General features: G+C 37.6%; 13 protein-coding genes. 5 read left to right on the top strand and 8 right to left on the bottom strand.

The annotated features are described in order from the left end of the window. Positions 1-18: 18 nt before the first annotated feature. Positions 19-1,599, bottom strand: coding sequence for a sodium:solute symporter (locus H4J59_RS05385; RefSeq protein WP_182237446.1), 1,581 nt, complete (start codon positions 1,597-1,599; stop codon positions 19-21). Positions 1,600-1,728: 129 nt separating this feature from the next. After that, the gene (locus H4J59_RS05380; RefSeq protein ID WP_182237444.1) at positions 1,729-4,182 is read right to left on the bottom strand and encodes a TonB-dependent receptor plug domain-containing protein; all 2,454 of its coding nucleotides are present in this window, start codon (positions 4,180-4,182) and stop codon (positions 1,729-1,731) included. Positions 4,183-4,436: 254 nt separating this feature from the next. On the opposite strand from H4J59_RS05380, the gene H4J59_RS05375 reads away from it, so the two are divergent. Genes H4J59_RS05375 through pgi form a run of 4 tightly spaced genes read left to right on the top strand, consistent with a single transcriptional unit; the run spans position 4,437 to position 9,564 of the window. Next, positions 4,437-5,705 (top strand): MGH1-like glycoside hydrolase domain-containing protein, encoded by a 1,269-nt coding sequence (locus tag H4J59_RS05375; protein WP_182237442.1) that lies wholly within the window; start codon positions 4,437-4,439, stop codon positions 5,703-5,705. A 16-nt stretch (positions 5,706-5,721) separates the two neighbouring features. Further along, complete coding sequence (locus H4J59_RS05370) at positions 5,722-6,702, top strand: carbohydrate kinase (protein WP_182237440.1); 981 nt, start codon at positions 5,722-5,724, stop codon at positions 6,700-6,702. A gap of 11 nt (positions 6,703-6,713) precedes the next feature. Further along, complete coding sequence (locus H4J59_RS05365; RefSeq protein ID WP_182237438.1) at positions 6,714-7,889, top strand: AGE family epimerase/isomerase; 1,176 nt, start codon at positions 6,714-6,716, stop codon at positions 7,887-7,889. 16 nt (positions 7,890-7,905) lie between these two features. Beyond that, positions 7,906-9,564: a glucose-6-phosphate isomerase gene (gene pgi, locus H4J59_RS05360; RefSeq protein ID WP_182237436.1), complete on the top strand. Its 1,659-nt coding sequence runs from the start codon at positions 7,906-7,908 to the stop codon at positions 9,562-9,564. A 542-nt stretch (positions 9,565-10,106) separates the two neighbouring features. Here the strand turns inward: pgi and H4J59_RS05355 are convergent. From H4J59_RS05355 to H4J59_RS19790, 6 genes are all read right to left on the bottom strand, one after another. Then, positions 10,107-11,447, bottom strand: coding sequence for a dienelactone hydrolase family protein (locus tag H4J59_RS05355; protein ID WP_182237434.1), 1,341 nt, complete (start codon positions 11,445-11,447; stop codon positions 10,107-10,109). Positions 11,448-11,474: 27 nt separating this feature from the next. Continuing rightward, positions 11,475-12,452 carry a Gfo/Idh/MocA family oxidoreductase gene (locus H4J59_RS19625; RefSeq protein WP_310733165.1) on the bottom strand — a complete coding sequence of 326 codons (978 nt, stop codon included), beginning with the start codon at positions 12,450-12,452 and terminating at the stop codon, positions 11,475-11,477. A gap of 55 nt (positions 12,453-12,507) precedes the next feature. Continuing rightward, positions 12,508-13,656, bottom strand: coding sequence for a galactokinase (galK, locus tag H4J59_RS05345; RefSeq protein WP_182189173.1), 1,149 nt, complete (start codon positions 13,654-13,656; stop codon positions 12,508-12,510). Continuing rightward, positions 13,646-14,701 carry a UDP-glucose--hexose-1-phosphate uridylyltransferase gene (locus H4J59_RS05340; RefSeq protein ID WP_182237432.1) on the bottom strand — a complete coding sequence of 352 codons (1,056 nt, stop codon included), beginning with the start codon at positions 14,699-14,701 and terminating at the stop codon, positions 13,646-13,648. Before H4J59_RS05340 ends, galK begins: the two co-directional genes overlap by 11 nt. Position 14,702: 1 nt before the next feature. After that, positions 14,703-15,716, bottom strand: a complete 1,014-nt coding sequence (gene galE, locus H4J59_RS05335; RefSeq protein ID WP_182237430.1) for a UDP-glucose 4-epimerase GalE — start codon at positions 15,714-15,716, stop codon at positions 14,703-14,705. Between the two features lie 1,320 nt (positions 15,717-17,036). After that, positions 17,037-17,390 carry a DeoR family transcriptional regulator gene (locus tag H4J59_RS19790; protein WP_404852003.1) on the bottom strand — a complete coding sequence of 118 codons (354 nt, stop codon included), beginning with the start codon at positions 17,388-17,390 and terminating at the stop codon, positions 17,037-17,039. Positions 17,391-17,552: 162 nt separating this feature from the next. Here H4J59_RS19790 and glpK point away from each other — a divergent pair, with 162 nt between their 5' ends. Next, entirely contained in the window at positions 17,553-19,031 is a 1,479-nt protein-coding gene (gene glpK / locus H4J59_RS05325) for a glycerol kinase GlpK (protein WP_182237428.1), read from the top strand. The last annotated feature ends 220 nt before the right edge of the window (positions 19,032-19,251 follow it).

Here is a 19,251-nt window from a genome sequence, read left to right as displayed (position 1 = left end):
AAGTAAAAGTAAATTGATTTAGCTAAAAAGCATTGGAATAGACATACATACCGCAATCATAGCCACAAAATAGGACACGAGAATAACAATATCTTTTGTCGTTAAAATGTCATCTTTATTGGAAAGCAATGTTAACGAGGGGTTGTATTTTATCCGGTCATTATTGGTAAATAACAGCACCAAATAGGCCGTTAAACTGGTTACAATTAAACCCACTAGATTCCACCAAAACCAAAAAAGTTGCGGTACACAAAGCCATAGGAAAATATTAAAGGCAACACCCGCTAATAAACCGACATTAATTTGAATAGCGCTTAGTCGTTTATCAAAAACAGCTAAAATAAATATCGCTAAAATAGGACCATAAAATACCGAGCCTACTTTATTAATCGCTTCGATTACCGTTGCTGCAATATCGCCAGCATATAATGAAAGAGTTAGCGTAACTATACCCCAAAATACCCCGGTATATTTTGCATAGGTCATGTAACTTTTATCATCGGGTTCTTTGTTGGTAATACGGCAATAATCTTCAACTGATACCGCTGAAAGCGAGTTGATTGTTGAGCTTAAAGACGACATTGCGGCAGACAAAATAGCAACAATTAATAAACCAATCATACCGTGAGGTAAATAATTGATAATAAAAACAGGCATCATCATGTCACTTTTACCCTCAGGGATCAGTTGAAAAAAGTTAGCGTCCGTTATGGCTAGCGTGCCAATAACTAATCCAGAAAAGCAGTAAAGTAAGGTAATAGGGAAACGTAAAAGACCATTCGCCATCATCATCTTTTTTAAATCTGTTGTATTCTTAGCTGATAAAGCACGCTGCGCCTGTGTTTGATCACAACCATAGTAAGATGCGTACAAAACAATGCCACCAAAAACCATAGGTAAAAAGCCAAAACCATCACCTTCAGTGCCAAACGAAGAGAAATTGATAGCTTGTAAACGAGAATGGTCAACATTAGCAACTAACTCATCGATACCGCCCAAGTTACTTAAGCCAAAATAAACACAAGCGATAGTACCTAATATGATAATAACCATTTGGATGGCATCACCATAGACCACCGCCTTCATGCCACCTTGCAATGAATAAAGAAGCGTTATAACCCCGACAATAACAATAGATTGCCAAAGTGTAATCCCCATAGTGGCAATAAGTATCAGGGATACTGCATAAATCATAATGCCGGTAGAAAATGCTCGACTAAATTGAAATACAAAACTAATTAATAAACGAGAAGAACGACCAAATCGTTGTTCTAAATAATCATAAATACTAACAACACCTGAACGATATAATACCGGTAGTACTGTTTTTAGTACTAAAATCATCGCAAGTGGTACGGCGAGTTCGTAAGACAGCCATTGCATGCCGCCACCTTCTCTTAGACCAACAAATGCGGGGGCTGAAACAAAACTGATTGCAGAGAGTTGCGTAGCCATAACAGATAAAGTTAACGGTTTCCAACCTACCGTACGCCCACCTAAAAAGTAGTCAGATTTGGTGGATTGACCACGTAATTTATACCCCATAAAGATGAGTAAAAAGAGGTAAATACAAATAATACCGTAATCAAAGTAATTCATGAAAAGTGTATCCTAAAGTGAATATTACATTGAGATAAAGCATACCAATTAACATTGCTATGCTTGAAGATTACATTGAGATAGAGCATGCCAATTAACATGACATGCTCTTAGGTTAGCGATTACCGATTAAAAATCGTATCGTGCAGTAATGCTGAATCTACGTGGCAAAATAGGACGACCAACGAAGAAATCTCCACCAGAAACCTGACTATTTCCTTGGCGCGGTGAACCTTCAGTAATTCCCTCACTGTTAAAAGCGTTAAACACCCCTAGACCTAATCTAATTTGCTCATCATTAGAAAATTCCCAAGTATAACCAACATCAAAGGTTGCAATGCTGTGGCTATCTAATTCTACCGTATTACTGTTATTGGCAAAATTATCGCCAAAGTAACTTACGGCTAAACGTGCATCAAGAAAACCATTGTCGTATGCTAAACCAAGGTTACCAGAGAACTCTGGTTGTCTGGCAGGTTCTAGACCATCATTAGCACCTTCTGAGAATTCAGCATTTTGATAAGTAACATTACCATCTACCGTAAATTCATCAGAAATATTCCAACGAGCAATGACTTCAGCCCCTTGGGTTGCTGTTGAAAGTGTAGTAACAGTTTCCTTAAGGCCGCCAGAACCATCATTTACAAAATCAACGTTGCGTCTATTATCCAAGTTGGCCATAAATAATGAAGCATCAATGTATAAGTCATCAGGGAAATATTTAAAACCAATAGACGCTAGCGTGATATCTTCACCTTCGTAGCTTTGTGGTTCGCCATTAGTATCGAATTTAATACTTCTTAGTTGTGGGAAGAAATAACCTTGTGACGCATTAGCGTAAATATTAAGGTTTTTGTCATCCATTTTATAAAGCACAGCCGCTGAGAATGCCGCTTCAGTAGTTGACACTTCACCGTAAGTAAATTGGCCATTACCTGCTTTATTAACTTGTAGGTTAGGCGCTAAACCAGGATCGTTAGAAACAGTTACAAACTCACTTCCTTCAGATTTTTGTGTACCTGTTGCCTGCTCAACCCTAACACCCAAATCTATTGCCCAGGTATCATTTTCCATTTGATCTGTGACGTAAATCGCTACGCGATCAGATGTTAAACGCTTATTGGTATAACTAGTACCAGGACCTACAACACCATTTTTAGAGTATTGAACTTCATTGCCTTGGTCATCAGTGAAAGACAGATCAACCAAGCGAGCATTTTTACCGTTAGAAAAATCGGCTAAATAACTTGATATAATATTGTAGTCCATTTGCTCTGCGTGAATAAAGAAAGTCCCTATATTAACGGTATGATCAAATGTGCTGCCTTGTAATGCACCGGTAAGGTTAAATTCAGTACTATAGAAGCTACCATCACGTTGGCGATCTAATAAACGGTTACCAAATAAAAGATAATCGTCAGGTAAAGCATTACCTGTTTCAGACCATGTGTAGTTAGCTGTTCCGTATAAATCAGTTAAAGATTCACCACCGAAACCATGACTAGGGTTAGCAGCATAACCATCTTGCGGCTCAGGTGAGTTGGCTACGCCGTCACCATCAAGGAATAAGTTAAACGTATGTATGTAATCTGCCGCTTTTGCCTTACCAGTTAAAGTCCAAGTATTAGTAAGCTCTTTCTCAAAGTGGACAGCAAGTGAACCACCTTCTGTTGAAACGCCATCTCTAATTGTTGACTCATACTTACCTGTTGATGTTGGGTAAGATAGTTCAGCAGCCGCTACTGTTTGAGCAACGTATACCGTCTCACCGTCGTTACCGGTTAAACGCTCTCGGCTTCCTCCATCTAAAGGTAAAGGTAAGAAAAATTGTACTGAATCATTAATTAACTGACCTGAAACCTTCAAAAATCCATTGTTGAATTCTTTAAGAATATTACCGCGTAATTGATAACCTTCAGTTGCTAATCCTGTATCTAATGGGCCTTCATCGTGACGATAATAACCAGACATAGCATAGTATAAATTTTCATCACTCGATAAGGCGCCGCCAGTGAAAAAATCAGTTCTCATGCGGCCATCTTCTGCAAGTTCAACTTGAACAGTGCTTTCAGGAACATCAGATCCCGTTTTTGAAATATAGTTAATGATACCGGCCACTGAACCAGGGCCAAATAAGTTAGAAACACCACCACCAACAAATTCTACTCTTTCGATACCAATATCAGGTCTAAAGTAAACATCTTGTGCTGAAGATGACATACCCGATTGAAATGAAGGCATCCCATCATAATTTAATGGCGTAAATTGAAATTGCCCGCCAGAAGGTAGCCCTCTAACAAAAGCATTGGTTGCAACTTCACCACCACCACCTTCTACTTTGATACCCGGCACACTCATTAGAATATCAGCTTGGCTAGTAAAACCTCGACGAGATATATCTTCATTGTTAAACAAGGTTGTTTTAGCGGGTGTGTTTGCTTCTGTACGTTTTACACTAGAGCCAGTGACAATAATTATTTCTGTATCATCTTTTTCTTTTTTTATTTCTTCTGCTGCCCATGCTGTACTTGCTGATGTTGCAAGCGCCATCATAATGATTTTTGATAATTTAGTTAGTTTCATTTTATTTCCCCATTTCTCATTTTACATGTTTATGTTTATTTTTTTTAGTCATATTATTTTCAGCAATTTATCTATCAAAACTGAACTCAATATTTTTCACTTGGTTTAATTTTGTTCACTAATTACTCACTACAGTTAAGCATATAGTTTTTGCCATTACAACCCAAAATAAGTATTAATATCTTGATAAGTGACTTTGAATAGTGCTTTAATACCCATATCGGGTTTTATGGTGTGAAAAAAGTGGGGATATTATGAAGAACAATGAAAAGTTAATAGAGCAAGCAAAAAATATTTTATATAAAAATGATGTAGATGGTTATACCGTACCAACACATGGTTTATATCCATTTCAATGGAATTGGGATGCAGCAATCACCGCGTTAGGATGGATGAAATTTGATGAACCTAGAGCATGGCAAGAATTAGAATTTTTGATTAGTGGGCAATGGGAAGATGGCATGATCCCACATATTCTTTTCCATAAAGAATCTGATACCTATTTTCCAGGTCCTGATGTTTGGGGATCAGACAAGCTAGTTAAAAGTACTTCTATCTCTCAACCTCCAGTATTGACCACAATAGTCAAAATGCTTTTTGAAGAAGCAAAAGACGCTGAACTTAGAGATGAAAAACTAGCAAAAATTTTACCCAGTTTAATTCAATATCACCTCTGGTGGTATCGAGACAGAGATCCAGAAACAACAGGCTTAGTTGTAAGTTATCATCCTTGGGAATCAGGCATGGACAATAGCCCTGCTTGGGATAGTGCACTTGATGCTGTTCCTCAGGTAACTTGGGAATATCAAAGACAAGACTTGAATCATATCGATGCATCTGAAAGACCTCATAAAGAGCAATATGATAGATATTTGTACCTTGTCGAATTTTTTAAAAATAAACATTTTGATAGTAATGACATTTACCGTGATTGCCCTTACAAGGCGAATGACGTAAGTCTTATTTCAATTTTACAACGTGCGACTTTAGATTTACTTGCACTGTGCAAACAACTTAACGTGACAGGACCAGACATTGAAAGCTTAAAAGTAAGTGTGGGTCTAACAAAAAATGCAATAAACGACTTATGGTGTGAAGAAACTTCTTTCTTCTATTCTAAAGACTTAATAACAAACTCGCTTTGTAAAGTGAAAACAAATGCCGGATTTTTAACGTTATTTGGTGAGTTAGCTAACGATGAGCAAGCAGAGAAATTGGCTAAAGAAGCTGTTGAGTGGATGTCTGCTAGCGCTTATGCCATGGCATCAACAGACCCAAGAGAAAGCAAATACGAGCCACAACGATACTGGCGTGGGCCCGTTTGGTTACATATTAACTGGATGATTGCTTTGGGTCTTGAGTTGAATGGTTATTCTGAAACTGCTGCACAAGTTAAAGAAAAGACAGACATATTATTTAAAAAGTCTAAATACTTTGAATACTTTAATGCAGAAACTGGCGAAGGGTGTGGTGGCGACAACTTTTCTTGGACTGCGGCAATAGCTTTACATTGGTTGTTATAAAGTTTAGGAGAATAAAATGAATCCAGTAATTTGTTTTGGTGAGGCATTGATTGACTTTTTAATGATCAATGCACTTGATGAACAACCGTTATTATTAAATGAGTTTCGCCAATATCCGGGCGGAGCGCCTGCAAATGTTGCGGTAGCCATTGCCAAACTTGGTGGTAAAGCATTATTTGCGGGTCAAGTAGGTAAAGACTCCTTCGGGGATTTTTTACAAAATGCACTTGAGGTTTATCAAGTAGATACTAGATTAATGAGTCGTCATCCACAGGCTAAAACGGCCTTGGCTTTTGTTATGTTAGATAGTGTTGGCGAGCGAAGCTTTTCTTTTTATCGTGATCAAACGGCTGACTTGTTATTTGATAAAACTCAGGTAGGGCAAGACTGGTTCACCCCAGCGTCGATATTTCATTTTTGCAGTAATACATTAACGCAAAAAAATATTGCTGACACAACCCAATATGCTTTGTCATTGGCAAAGTTAAAAGGAGCTACTATTAGCTTTGATGTAAATTTAAGAGCTAATTTATGGCCTGAAGGCGTTGTTGAAAGAATAGAAGTAAATAAACTGGCCAAGCAAGTTGACGTATTAAAGTATTCTAAAGATGAACTGCTTTATCTTGCTGAAGGTGATGAAAAAACATATATCAATAATTTGATTCACAATGGTGTTTCATTAATTTTAGTCACTGACGGTGCAGACATTATTCATTATTATTGCGCGAATGAATCAAGTCAGGTTGTTCCTCCAACTGTCAACGCTATTGATACCACTGCTGGCGGAGATGCCTTTATTGGTGCATTTTTATTTGGCTTAAGCCAAGTGAGTCAACCTAAGAAATTTCTGTCTCAAGCAAAATTATTTGTGCCATTGATATCATTTTCAGCACATTGTGGTGCTCACGCGGTTGCTCAACAAGGAGCATTTCCTGCATTACCTACGTTTGCCGATGTCAGTTCACATTGGCAAAATGTGCAAACGGAACAACTTTAGAGAGGTTACCAATGAATTTTTATAATGCTGAATTTTTAACAAACCATAGTCAATCTATTCTAGATTTTTATGATCCACGTGTTGTAGACAAAACGGGCGGTTATTTTCAAAATTTTTATGATGATGGTAAAACATTTAATGCCGGCTTTCGCCAATTAGTGAGTAGCACACGCATCATCGTCAATTATGCCATGGCGAGTATCGCTTTAAATAAACCCGAGTATCGTGAAATAGCCAAACATGGTCTTAATTATTTAGAGCAGGTTCATTGGCAAGAAAACACCCAAACCTATGCCTGGACCCTCGAAAATCACCAAGCGGTAGATATGACGCAACAGGCTTATGGTTATGCCTTTGTGTTATTGGCTTATGCGGCCGCCAAAAAAGCCGACATTATTAGTGCTAATGCGCCACTTATTGCCACCTATGACCTACTTGAAAAACGTTTTTGGCAGCCAGAGTTTGGTTTGTACGCGGATGAAATTAATGTCGAGGGTGTTTTAAGTGATTATCGTGGCCAAAATGCCAATATGCATTTGTGCGAAGCGATGATAGCGGCTTATGAAGCCACCAACGAGATGATGTTTTTAGACAGAGCATTTTTGATTGCTGAAAATATTGTTCAACGTCAAGCCAGCCATACAGATGGTTTGATTTGGGAGCATTATCAAACAAACTTCTTACCTGACTGGGAATATAATAAAAATGACCCTAAAAATTTATATCGGCCTTGGGGATTTCAGCCTGGACATCAAACAGAATGGACCAAACTGTTATTAATGCTTCATCGCCATCGTCCCGCTGATTGGTTAGTTAAAGCGGCTAAAAGCTTATTTGATCGAGCGATGGAACTTGCTTGGGATAAAACACACGGTGGCCTTATTTATGGTTTTGATCCCCAAGGTAAATGGTGTGACGATGATAAGTATTTTTGGGTGCAAGCAGAAAGTTTTGCTGCTGCCGCTATGTTGTATCAAACCACCAAAGATGAGGTTTATTTAACGCATTACAATAATCTTTGGCAATACAGTTGGCAGCACATGATTGATCATCAACACGGTGCATGGTTTAGGTTACTCAATCGCAGTAATCAAAAATACTCGAACAAAAAAAGCAGTGCGGGTGCCAAGTGTGATTATCACTCGTTAGGTGCTTGTTTAGAAACGTTACGAACATTTTCGCTTTAATATATAGGTTTTTCTTATGAATAAAAATAACTTGCCTGCCAATCGAGTTTTACTCGAAAGCTGGAAATCTTTGGTTGAACATGCCAAGGAGATGAAAACTCAGCATATGAACGACTTGTTTAATGCAGACAAAGATCGCTTTGAGAAATTTTCGGTTCAATTGCCAGCAATGCTACTTGATTATTCTAAAAATCTTATTACCGATGAAACCTTAGCTAAATTAATTGCTTTGGCAAAAGATTGCGAAGTTGAGTCTTGGCGCGATAAAATGTTCGCGGGAGAACGTATTAATCGCACAGAAGATCGTGCGGTTTTACACACAGCTTTACGCAATAGAAGTCAACAAGCGATAATGCTAGATGGAAAAAATATTACCGACGATGTTGAAGTATCGCTGAGTAAAATGAAAGCTTTTACCGATAAAGTACGGCAAGGAAAATGGCTAGGTTATTCAGGAAAACGCATCACAGATATTGTAAATATTGGGGTGGGTGGTTCAAATCTTGGACCGCAAATGGTGACTGAAGCATTAAAGCAATACAGCGATGACAGTGTGAATGTTCATTATGTTTCAAATGTAGATGGTACGCAGATTGCCGAGGTTTTACGTCCATTAAAACCTGAGCGGGTATTATTTATCATTTCAAGCAAAACTTTTACCACCACAGAAACAATGACAAATGCAACCACTGCGCTAAATTGGTTAACGTCTTCCTCTTTTGATTACAAAGCCGTATCAAAACATTTTGTTGCTGTTAGTTCGAATAAAACTAATGCTATGGCCTTTGGCATTGATGAGAATAATATTTTTGATATCTGGGATTGGGTCGGAGGGCGCTTTTCATTATGGTCAGCCATTGGTTTACCTATCGCATTGGATATCGGTTTTGAAAAATTCATCGAACTCTTAGAAGGTGCGTATGAGGTAGACACCCACTTTCGTGAAGCACCTTTAGCAGAAAATGCGCCAGTTATTTTGGCCTTATTAAGCGTCTGGAATTGCACGTTTTTAGGCGCACAATCTCAAGCTATACTACCTTACGATCAATCATTACACATGCTATCGGCTTATATGCAACAGGCCGAAATGGAAAGTAATGGTAAGTCGGTCACTTGGGATGGTCATGAAATTGATTACCCCACGGTTCCTTCTATATGGGGTGAGTTGGGCATTAATGGTCAACATGCTTTTTATCAATATTTACATCAAAGTAATAATATTGTTCCTGCCGATTTTATTGGTTCTGTAGAAAGTGTGACGCCCGTTCAAGGACACCATGAAACATTAATGGCTAACTTTTTTGCTCAAACTCAAGCATTAATGTCTGGCGTGAATGAGCAACAAGTTAGAGAGGATCTTAAAAGATCTGGGCGGCCACAAGCCTATATTGACAAAGTAGCACCTCATAAAGTACATAAAGGAAACAGGCCGACTAATACCTTATTAATGAAGCGAATATCGCCTAAATCGTTAGGCAGTTTAATCGCCTTATATGAACATAAAATATTTGTTCAAGGCATTATTTTACAGGTTTGCTCTTTTGATCAATGGGGTGTTGAGTTGGGTAAAGGCTTAGCTAACGCCATTGTGAAAGAGCTAACAAGCGGCGATATTAACAAGAGCCATGATAGTTCAACCAAAGGCTTACTTGAATATTATTGTTCGGCAAAGTAATAAAATAGAAAAGACTGTTGTACGGCAGGAAAGGTTTAAATTAAATAATGATTAAAGGTAAGGGAACTTTAAAGCATATTGATGCTCTTACCACATGAAGACATTTATTTCCCTGAGTGTTTCATGTTTTTATAATGCGTTTACTTGATTTCAGGTAAACGCTTTTTTTTGTCTGAAATATAGTTTAATACAGGGCTTAAAGCTTTATAAACTTTTTTATCAAGTATCAAGTATCAAGTACCAAGTATCAAGCAGCCGAGTGTCTTCGCTATTTTCTCTTCATTAATACCTTCAAGATACCGTATGATCAAAAATCTGCTAAGGCTAATCAGTGCACGGTTGATTACCTCGAAGGCTTTAACGGATATTTGTAAGTGGATAACGTTGCGGGTTATGAATAAAAGCACTTAAAAATCGTCAGTATGAAACTCGCTAACTAGTATTTCTGGTCGAATAAAGGCGGCGACTCGTTGATGATAAAAGACGATTTACCAAGCGCTTGATAAGCGATTTTAATCAAGTTGATGATACAGCTAATAAAATTATTTAGACATATGCCAATTCATACCGGTAGAATAACGGTGATCAAATCCTTTCCATGGTTTTGGTGTTTTTCCATCAACAGCAACTTGATTCGAACTGCTAGATAAATCAAGGTATTCACACTGATCTAATTGTTGTTTTAAATAACAGTCCATCATAGCGAGTGTGAAATGCTTATTGGTGTTGTTTAATACCAAACTATCCCAAGAGGCCTCATAGTAATGGCCGATGTCTATTTCACTTATTTTAGAAACTGATGGAGCAGGGTGAGGCGCTATATTGTGTCGTGCATTTTGATAGGTTAGTAAATATTTATCTTTACTGCCTGTTTTTTCATAAAGTGATTTAATGCCGTCATAACCAGAAATATCATCTAATGATCCACCAACATATAAAATTGGAGTATTCATTTTCGCCATCGCTTCTTGCTTAAACAGATTATGTTGTCCGCCCCATGGAGCCATAGCAACAACAGCCTGCCATTTATGGTCAACGCTTGCATTTTTATATTGACCACCTGCACAACTATTCAATAATGACATGACTTTTTGTACTTGCTCGGGATCTTTTAAACCTGTGAATGCTGATGCAGTCGCTGGAGTAAAGTTATAACAAGCGCCAATCGTATTAATAGCACCAAAACCACCCATTGAATAACCCACTAGACCTGCCTTATTATTGTCGATAGCGGCAGAAGCAAAGTGTGTCATCTTTGTTAGGTAGTTAAGGGTAAATTGTTGGTCACGAGAGCGATTTAATAAGGTACTGAAAAAGCCTGATACTGGATTAATGTTAAAATCAACGTCAGCATTAGTTGAGTCTGTATGATCAATAGCGGCAACAATATAGCCATGTGAAGCTAAGTGCTCTGCCAAATAAAACATGATAGTGCTATAACCGGTATAGCCGTGAGAGATAACAACCAAGGGGAATTTAGTGTCATCGTTTGGTGATAATACAACAGCATCCCGATAGGCATTAGCTTGTAGCGAAAACTCAATGCCTGTGCGCGTTTCATTTTCATAGCTGGTTTTAATACTAGTGCTAGTCGTATTACTTGGGTACCAAACTTCAACGACTAATTTTCTATCTTTTGTTGTTTGTGTCGCAGCATCGAATTGGTCAGGGTTGACGATCTCTATTGTTTTAACACCGACCTTAAATTTTCCGAGTGAAGCCAGTTCAGGAACAACATCTGAGGGTAAGGGTGAGTATAGCTGCTCGGGTACTAGCGTTAGCTGAGTATTTGATGGTGTATTCGCAAGTACGGTATGTGAAAATTGTAAATAACAACATAGTAGCGTACTGATTATTAATGTTTTTTTATTTTTAACTCGCATAATAGTTCCATGTTTTTTTGTTTATTACTAAGACTCATTTGCGTATTTAAGACCCCATTGGGCACGAATGGTATCCATGGTTGTTATCATGGCTAAGGTTTTAGCCAGTGGTAAAGTATCACTTTGGCTTTTACCTTGGCGAATACATTGCATGGCGTCAGCTATTTCAAAGGTAAAACTTTCATCTTCATCAAAAGGAAACTCTAACGTTTGAACCGCTTCGTTGCCTATATACAGTTGTAATGTTTGAGCGGCAAGAAAATTCGGCAATCGGATATAGCCTTTACTGCCTGATATAATCGCTTCGGTCGGCGCATTATCTATAAAAGAGGAGGACAGCGCTGCTCGCTGTCCTTGTGCATATTCAAGCAGATAAAAAGAGCTTTCATCAACCTCTGTTTCCCCTAGCACTGCAGAGCTCTTTATTTTCGTTGGCTGTTCATTAAAAACAAGGGCCGCTAAGGTTAATGGGTAAATACCTAAATCGAGCAAAGCTCCACCGGCAAGATCTTTGTTTCTTAATCGATGTTCAGGAGAAAAATCCCCTGAAATACTGAAATTAGCTTTAACTGTTTGCACATCGCCAATAACGCCTTGTGCCAACAAAACGTTTAAATGCTTAATAGCCGGTAAAAATCGAGTCCAGACACATTCCATCATGAAACATTGTTGCTTTTTAGCTAAAGCTACCAGTATTTTTGCTTGTTGCGCGTTGACAGTGAAAGGTTTTTCACAAAGTACATGTTTACCTTTTTCTAAACAAAGTTTAATGTTTTCAAAGTGAAAATTATGCGTGGTAGCGATGTAAACGGCATCAATTTCAGGATCAGAGGCTAAAGCTTCATAGTTAGTATAAGCGCGTTCAATGCCAAATTTTTTAGCGAATGCTTCCGCCCGTCCTGCGGTGCATGACGCACCAGCAAGCAGGTTGCAATGCGCTAACCTTTGCACACCTTTAACAAATAATTGAGCAATGCTCCCACAACCAATAACCCCAAAATTAATCTGTTTAATATTTTACCCCGGTACTTTTTAAATTTATTTTAAGATATCAATGGCTTTATAATACGGTCACTTGTAAACCGTCACCTGCTTTACCAACATAGATAGACGCCTGAATATTAAAGCGAGAAAAATAGTGTTTCTCTACGGCACTTTTAATCTTATCGATATCTGAATGGCGACATAAGCAGACAATTGCTCCGCCAAAACCACCGCCTGTCATACGGACAGCACCTTTATCACCCAACGCTTCTTGACATATGTCCACCAAACCATCAGTTTCAGGTACGGTTACTTCAAAATCATCTCTTAAAGATTGATGAGAAGCCGTCATCAGCTCTCGTAACTTTGGCATATCATTGTTTTTTAAAGCTTGGGTTGCCTTAATTACACGTGAATTTTCAGTGATAACATGATGAGCACGTTTATACTCATTGTCTGACATTGCAGAACGAGCAGCATTTAATTTTTTAATGTCGGCATCACGTAAAGTAGCAATAGACATTTTTTTTGCGGCTTGTTCGCAATCAATTCGACGTTGATTATATTCACTATCAACCAATTTCCTAGGATAATTTGAATTAACAATGACAATAGATAAATCTTCAGGAATTGCGACTGACTCAGTTGTTAAACTTTGACAGTCAATGAGTAATGCTTGGCCTTTTTGTCCGTTAGCAGATACGAGTTGATCCATAATGCCACACTGACAATTCATAAAATCATTTTCAGCTTCTTGGCCTAATAGTGCAATCTCTTCACCTGACAAATTCAGTTGGCATAGATGATTGAAGACACCTCCGACAGCAACTTCTAAAGCGGCAGAAGAGGATAAGCCACTGCCTTGTGGTACCGTACTATCAATAAGTAAATCAACGCCAGATAACAGATGGCCTTGACGTTTTAATACATACGCCACGGCACGAATATAGTTACCCCATTGAGAATCACCACGGCTAATTTCGTCATCAATACTAAATTTGTCACATTCCCCAGGGTAATGTAACGAGTGGACAATAACTTGATTATCATCGCGTTTTCTAAAAAGTATTCTTGTCGTGAACTCTAAGGCACAAGGTAAAACAAAACCGTTATTATAATCGGTAAATTCACCTATTAAATTGACACGTCCCGGTGCTGTAGCTAATGCTTCTGCAGGCTTGTTATAAAGTTGTTCAAACTTAGTATTAAATAAATCAACTGGCATGAGTTTGGTCTTTTTTATAGTGAGAGGTACTGGCTGAACGTAATATTTTAGCAGCGGTTTCAGCCGTTAAGTCTCGTTGACTCTCTGCTAGCATTTCATAGCCAACCATGTGTTTTTTAACCGTTGATGAACGTAATAGTGGCGGATAAAAATGGGCGTGTAAGCGCCAGTGGCTATTGTCGTTAAGGTTTTCAGGTGCATTGTGCCACCCCATAGAATAGGGGAAACTGCAATTAAATACATTGTCGTAACGTATAGTCAATTCTTGCAATGCTTGAGCTAAGCTATTTTTATGTTGTTCATTTAATTGACCAAAGTGTTGAATATCGTCTTTAATAACTAATAAGGTTTCAAAAGGCCAAGCCGCCCAAAATGGCACAACTACTAACCAATGCTCATTTTCAACTACTATGCGATCCTTTTGTAGAATTTCATGTTCTACATAGTCAGCTAATAATGCTTTCCCATGGTTTTGCTGATAAGTCAGTTGTTGCTGATCTTCTTGTGCTATTTCAGTTGATAAATGTTGATGTGCCCATATTTGTCCATGTGGATGTGGTTGAGAGCAACCCATTACGGCACCTTTATTTTCAAATATATTAACGCAAGCATAAGTTTTTGCTAATTCAACATAGTTTGATTGCCAAGTATTCACAACCTTTTCAATTTCAGAAACCGTTAGTTCGGGTAATGATTTATTATGATCGGGAGAGAAACACACGACTCTACATTCACCATTGGCAACATTGGCCTGAAATAAGGGATGTTGACCATCACTTTCTTCAACGGACTCAGCTTGTTTTTCGGTCAATGCACCAAAGTCATTAATAAAAGCATAGGTATTTTGATAATTAGGGGTTACTGCATTGTTTGCTCTGTCATTACCTGGACATAGCGGGCAACTTGCATCGTATTTGGGTAATTCATCAACTGCTTCTGCTTCTGTAGCGCCTAACCAGGGACGATTATTTCTGTGTGGCGAAACTAAAACCCAGTCTCCGGTTAATGGATTTTTGCGACGGTGTGTACATTCTAAATTTTTCATATTAATCTTCCAAGCCGTTAGGGTATTTTGATTGCCAACGCCAAGTATCGTCAGTCATTGCTTTAATGTTTAGTTTGGCTTTCCAGCCTAGTTTTTCTTGTGCTAATGATGCGTTAGCAAAATTACTAGCGATATCACCAGCACGTCTTGGCGCAAACTTATAATTGATTTCAACATTTGCTGATGATGAGAAAGCAGTGATTATTTCTAAAACCGTGTAGCCTTTACCTGTACCTAAGTTATAGACAAGTGATCCTGAATCTTTTTGGTGTGTTGAAAATGCGGCAACATGTCCTTCAGCTAGATCCATAATATGAATGTAATCTCGAACGCCAGTGCCATCTTCTGTGTCATAGTCGTTTCCAAAAATGTTAACAAATTCACGTTGGCCAACAGCTGTTTGCGAAATATAAGGCATTAAGTTATTAGGAATACCGGTAGGGCTTTCGCCGAGTAAACCGCTAGGATGAGCCCCCGCAGGGTTGAAATATCTAAGCGCAATGGCAAGGTTCTGCTCATTAGCTAGGCACCAATCATTTAGAATTTGCTCCACCATAACTTTTGTCCAACCATAGGGGTTTGTCGCAGTTATTGGGTGCTTTTCATCTATAGGTAGATATTGAGGATCGCCATAGACAGTCGCCGAGGAACTAAATATTATTTGCTTAACTGCTGACTTTTGCATAGCAGTAAGTAGAGTGACGGTGCCTGATACATTATTATCGTAATAGCGTAATGGTTGCTCAGTTGACTTGCCAACAGCTTTTAAAGACGCGAAATGAAATACAGCTTTAATATTATAATCGTTCAATGTGGCTTCGAGCTTATCCCTATCATTAATATCACCTTCTACAAATTCAAAGGTATGGTTGGCAATAATTTTTAATTGCTCCAATACTTTAATACTTGAATTCGACAAATTATCGTAAATAATAGGGGTGAAACCTGCTTTATATAATGCTAAACAGGTATGACTGCCTATGTAACCCATTCCACCAGTAACTAATATATTCATTATCAACGCCTCTTATAAATCTTATTTATAAGATAAATAATAATAGTGCAAATAGCAACTGTTATTTGTTGGACTCTCAGTTGTTCAGTTGATCAGTTATGCTGTGTGTAGATAAGCTTGTGAGAAAACAACAAGAGTAGTTAAAGCTGATGTATATAAAGTTTTCCTTGCATAAAGTACTTCAGTTGATTTGATTATTGCCTTTATACTTAGCCATCGTTAGGGATTTGTTGCAGGGACAAGTATATCCAGCGAATGGAAAAATATGTGGTGTTATTGAACCTGGTATACCGATCATTGAAGTTATATCAAATGAATACCGCATGAATATTCCATGCGGTATTTGCTTTAAAGTAGGGACTTAAATAAGCCACTACTCACTAGAATCAATGATAGTTTACGTTACATGATTAGGTTACTTTGAATCATGATGACTTTTTTTTGCAATAATTGTTGGGTCAGCGTTAAGCTAGTTTGTTATTTCATTAACTTACTGCTATCTGAAGATGTTGCTGAAGCAAGATCGTTTTGTTCGTATAAAAATACTTTAAGACTTATGCGTCTGCGGCAGCAGTACCTGTGTCATTGCTCCCTTGATGCCAGCAGCTATAACTACAACGTCAAATAACGCGCTTTCTCCTTTCATTTTTTATCCTAATTAAAGCTAATTTGTGTGATAAATAAGATGTTCGTTATTTTCGCTTTACTTTTCGTTTGAGTTCGAATTTAGTCGTTAATATTCACTACCTAGGATAGTGAGCATTTTTTACAGCAAAAAATGACCTAGCTAATTGTTATTTAGCAGGTTATAAATCAATGATACGCATTAAATAAATAAAATTAGTTGGTTTTATTAGTCAGTTTTCCTGGTTAATTTTAGAGACTAAACGGTATGAATTTATATGTTGTTATTTGAAAGTATCTCTTCTATTTTTATCGGCGGTTTTGTATTGGAAAATAAATGGTGGATTTGAGTCATAATATTATCCTGTTTTATCATTGCGTTTCGAGCAAGTTTCAATTGAACCGCGGCAAGAAAACATTAATTGAGTTATTTATTATAGCTTGAGCAACACAAACTTCTCTAAGATAAATGTCAAGTAAATAACCATCATTACTAATTCAACTAATTCAACTAATTCCACTGATGGCAATAATATCAAAATCTCTTTACAGCTGATTCATAAAATCACAAGTAGCTTCACCAATAGTGCCACTATCTCTATGCCTAATGTCTCTAGTAGTGGTGGTGGTAAGTTATTCTTTAGTAAGGAAAATATTATCGATATGAATGTTATTTGTGATAATGTTTAAGGCTTTTCAATTAAACAAAGCATGAGTAATAGTTTCTGTTGTGGTACCTATATTAATAAATAAAGCAGCCGTATTAAGAAGCGTTTTTACTAACTCACCAGCGAGACTCTCTTTCGCTGCTAAATTTAATATCTTACGCGACTGGTATGAAGTGTTTTCAGTGCTTGAAGAATTTTCTGCTCCACCATGATAACGGATAATTATACCTAAGCTAACGAGTAAGTTAAGATCTCTTCGAATAGTTTGAGGTGTTACAGCGAAATTATTTACCAGTTCATCGATAATTATAAAGCCTTTTGCATTAACTAAATCTGCTAGTGCAGTTTGGCGTTGATCTAGTCCCGTAAAGGCGGCCGCTATTATTTAAAAGTTGAAATATAATAAAATTATTCTAGATGTTAGATATTTTCCAAAAAATATTATTACAATATGATGTTCGAAAGTGAAAATATTGATTGCCAATTTTAAAATAAATGTGCATTATCGAATGAATGTTTTTATTAAGTAAGATAAATAGTGACGATGTCGAGATTCATATTATCTATAGATCAAGGTACAACTAGTTCAAGAGCCATACTTTTTACTGAGCAGGGTAAAATTCATGCTGTAGCGCAGGAAGAGTTTGCTCAACACTTCCCTCAAGATGGTTGGGTTGAACATAATCCAAACGATATATGGAAAACAGTACTCAACACTTGTCGAAAAGTACTTGATGAAAATAATGTACAGGCGAAAGAGATAGCGGCTATAGGCATTACTAACCAACGAGAAACAACTTTAGTGTGGGACCGTAATACCGGTGAAACACTCTATAACGCAATTGTTTGGCAGGACCGTCGCACTTCTGAGTATTGCGAGTCAATACAGTCTCCCAGTATAGAAACCCTTATTAATGACAAAACCGGTTTATTGCTAGACCCATATTTTTCAGCGACTAAAATTCGTTGGATACTAGAAAATGTAACCGGTGCGAAAGAAAAGGCAGCAAGGGGAGAGCTTGCTTTTGGCACTGTCGATACTTTTTTGTTATGGCATCTTACCAATGGCACAGTTCACCGAACAGACGCCACTAATGCTTCAAGAACAATGATTTTTAATATTCATGATCAACAATGGGATAAAGAATTACTCGAATTATTCAATATTCCACCATCTATGTTACCTGAAGTAATGGATTCATCGGATGACTTTGGCTATACGGATAGTTCATTGTTTGGTGATGAAATTCCAATTTTAGGGATGGCTGGAGATCAACAGGCTGCTTTGTTTGGTCAAGCTTGTTTTGAGGAAGGAATGGCTAAAAGTACTTATGGTACAGGTTGTTTCTTAATGTTAAATACCGGTGATAAAGCTTTAAAATCCAAGAACAAACTGTTAACTACCGTCGCGTATCGACTCAATGGGAAAACCACCTATGCCATTGAAGGGAGTATTTTCATGGCTGGCGCCACCATTCAATGGATACGTGATGGCTTAAAGCTAATTAATAGCGCATGCGAAACTGAGTCAATTGCTGAAAAGATGCCCTTAGACCATGGTGTGTTTTTAGTGCCAGCATTTACGGGGTTAGGCGCTCCTTATTGGGATCCTAATGCAAGAGGGGCCATTCTTGGCTTAACCCGTGATTCAGGGATAAATGAGATTGTTACCGCGGGCTTACAATCGGTTTGTTATCAAACGAAAGATTTACAAAAAGCAATGGAAAGAGATGGTCTTAGACCGACACTGATTCGTGTTGATGGTGGAATGGTTGCTAATAATTGGTTGTTAAGTTTTCTTTCAAGTATTCTTGGCGCAACCGTTGATCGTCCTGAAATAATCGAAACTACAGCGTTGGGGGTTGCATATTTAGCAGGACTGAAGGCTGGTATTTTTCACTCAACTGAGCAGTTGGCTAATATGTGGCACTGTGATCAACGTTTTACGCCAGTACTTGATGACCAGCAGCGTAATGCATTGTATGGTAAGTGGTTAGACGCAGTAAAAAAAGTACAAAGTTAATTATAGATACGCGATAAATTTTTATTATTAAAATTTTTTGAATTTAGGTACAAACTTAAATATTGATGAAATCAATAGTCGTTAAATTTTAATAAATAAACATCTATGTCTTGTGCTGTTTTAGCATAAATCATATTTAAAAATCCTTAAATACATTGGTTGGCTATGAAAATAATAGTTGATATTATTGTTCAATTAATGTATTTATATGATAAATAAG

The sequence above is a fragment of the Colwellia sp. MB02u-10 genome, assembly GCF_014077185.1.
In the GTDB taxonomy this organism is placed as follows: domain Bacteria; phylum Pseudomonadota; class Gammaproteobacteria; order Enterobacterales; family Alteromonadaceae; genus Cognaticolwellia.
This window is presented reverse-complemented; position numbering and strand designations above follow the sequence as displayed.

Excerpts from the sequence above, each read along its gene's own strand:
- H4J59_RS05385 (WP_182237446.1), bottom strand. The coding sequence starts at position 1,599 with ATGAATTACTTTGATTACGGTATTATTTGTATTTACCTCTTTTTACTC.
- H4J59_RS05380 (WP_182237444.1), bottom strand. The coding sequence starts at position 4,182 with ATGAAACTAACTAAATTATCAAAAATCATTATGATGGCGCTTGCAACA.
- H4J59_RS05375 (WP_182237442.1), top strand. The coding sequence starts at position 4,437 with ATGAAGAACAATGAAAAGTTAATAGAGCAAGCAAAAAATATTTTATAT.
- H4J59_RS05370 (WP_182237440.1), top strand. The coding sequence starts at position 5,722 with ATGAATCCAGTAATTTGTTTTGGTGAGGCATTGATTGACTTTTTAATG.
- H4J59_RS05365 (WP_182237438.1), top strand. The coding sequence starts at position 6,714 with ATGAATTTTTATAATGCTGAATTTTTAACAAACCATAGTCAATCTATT.
- pgi (WP_182237436.1), top strand. The coding sequence starts at position 7,906 with ATGAATAAAAATAACTTGCCTGCCAATCGAGTTTTACTCGAAAGCTGG.
- H4J59_RS05355 (WP_182237434.1), bottom strand. The coding sequence starts at position 11,447 with ATGCGAGTTAAAAATAAAAAAACATTAATAATCAGTACGCTACTATGT.
- galK (WP_182189173.1), bottom strand. The coding sequence starts at position 13,656 with ATGCCAGTTGATTTATTTAATACTAAGTTTGAACAACTTTATAACAAG.
- H4J59_RS05340 (WP_182237432.1), bottom strand. The coding sequence starts at position 14,701 with ATGAAAAATTTAGAATGTACACACCGTCGCAAAAATCCATTAACCGGA.
- galE (WP_182237430.1), bottom strand. The coding sequence starts at position 15,716 with ATGAATATATTAGTTACTGGTGGAATGGGTTACATAGGCAGTCATACC.
- glpK (WP_182237428.1), top strand. The coding sequence starts at position 17,553 with ATGTCGAGATTCATATTATCTATAGATCAAGGTACAACTAGTTCAAGA.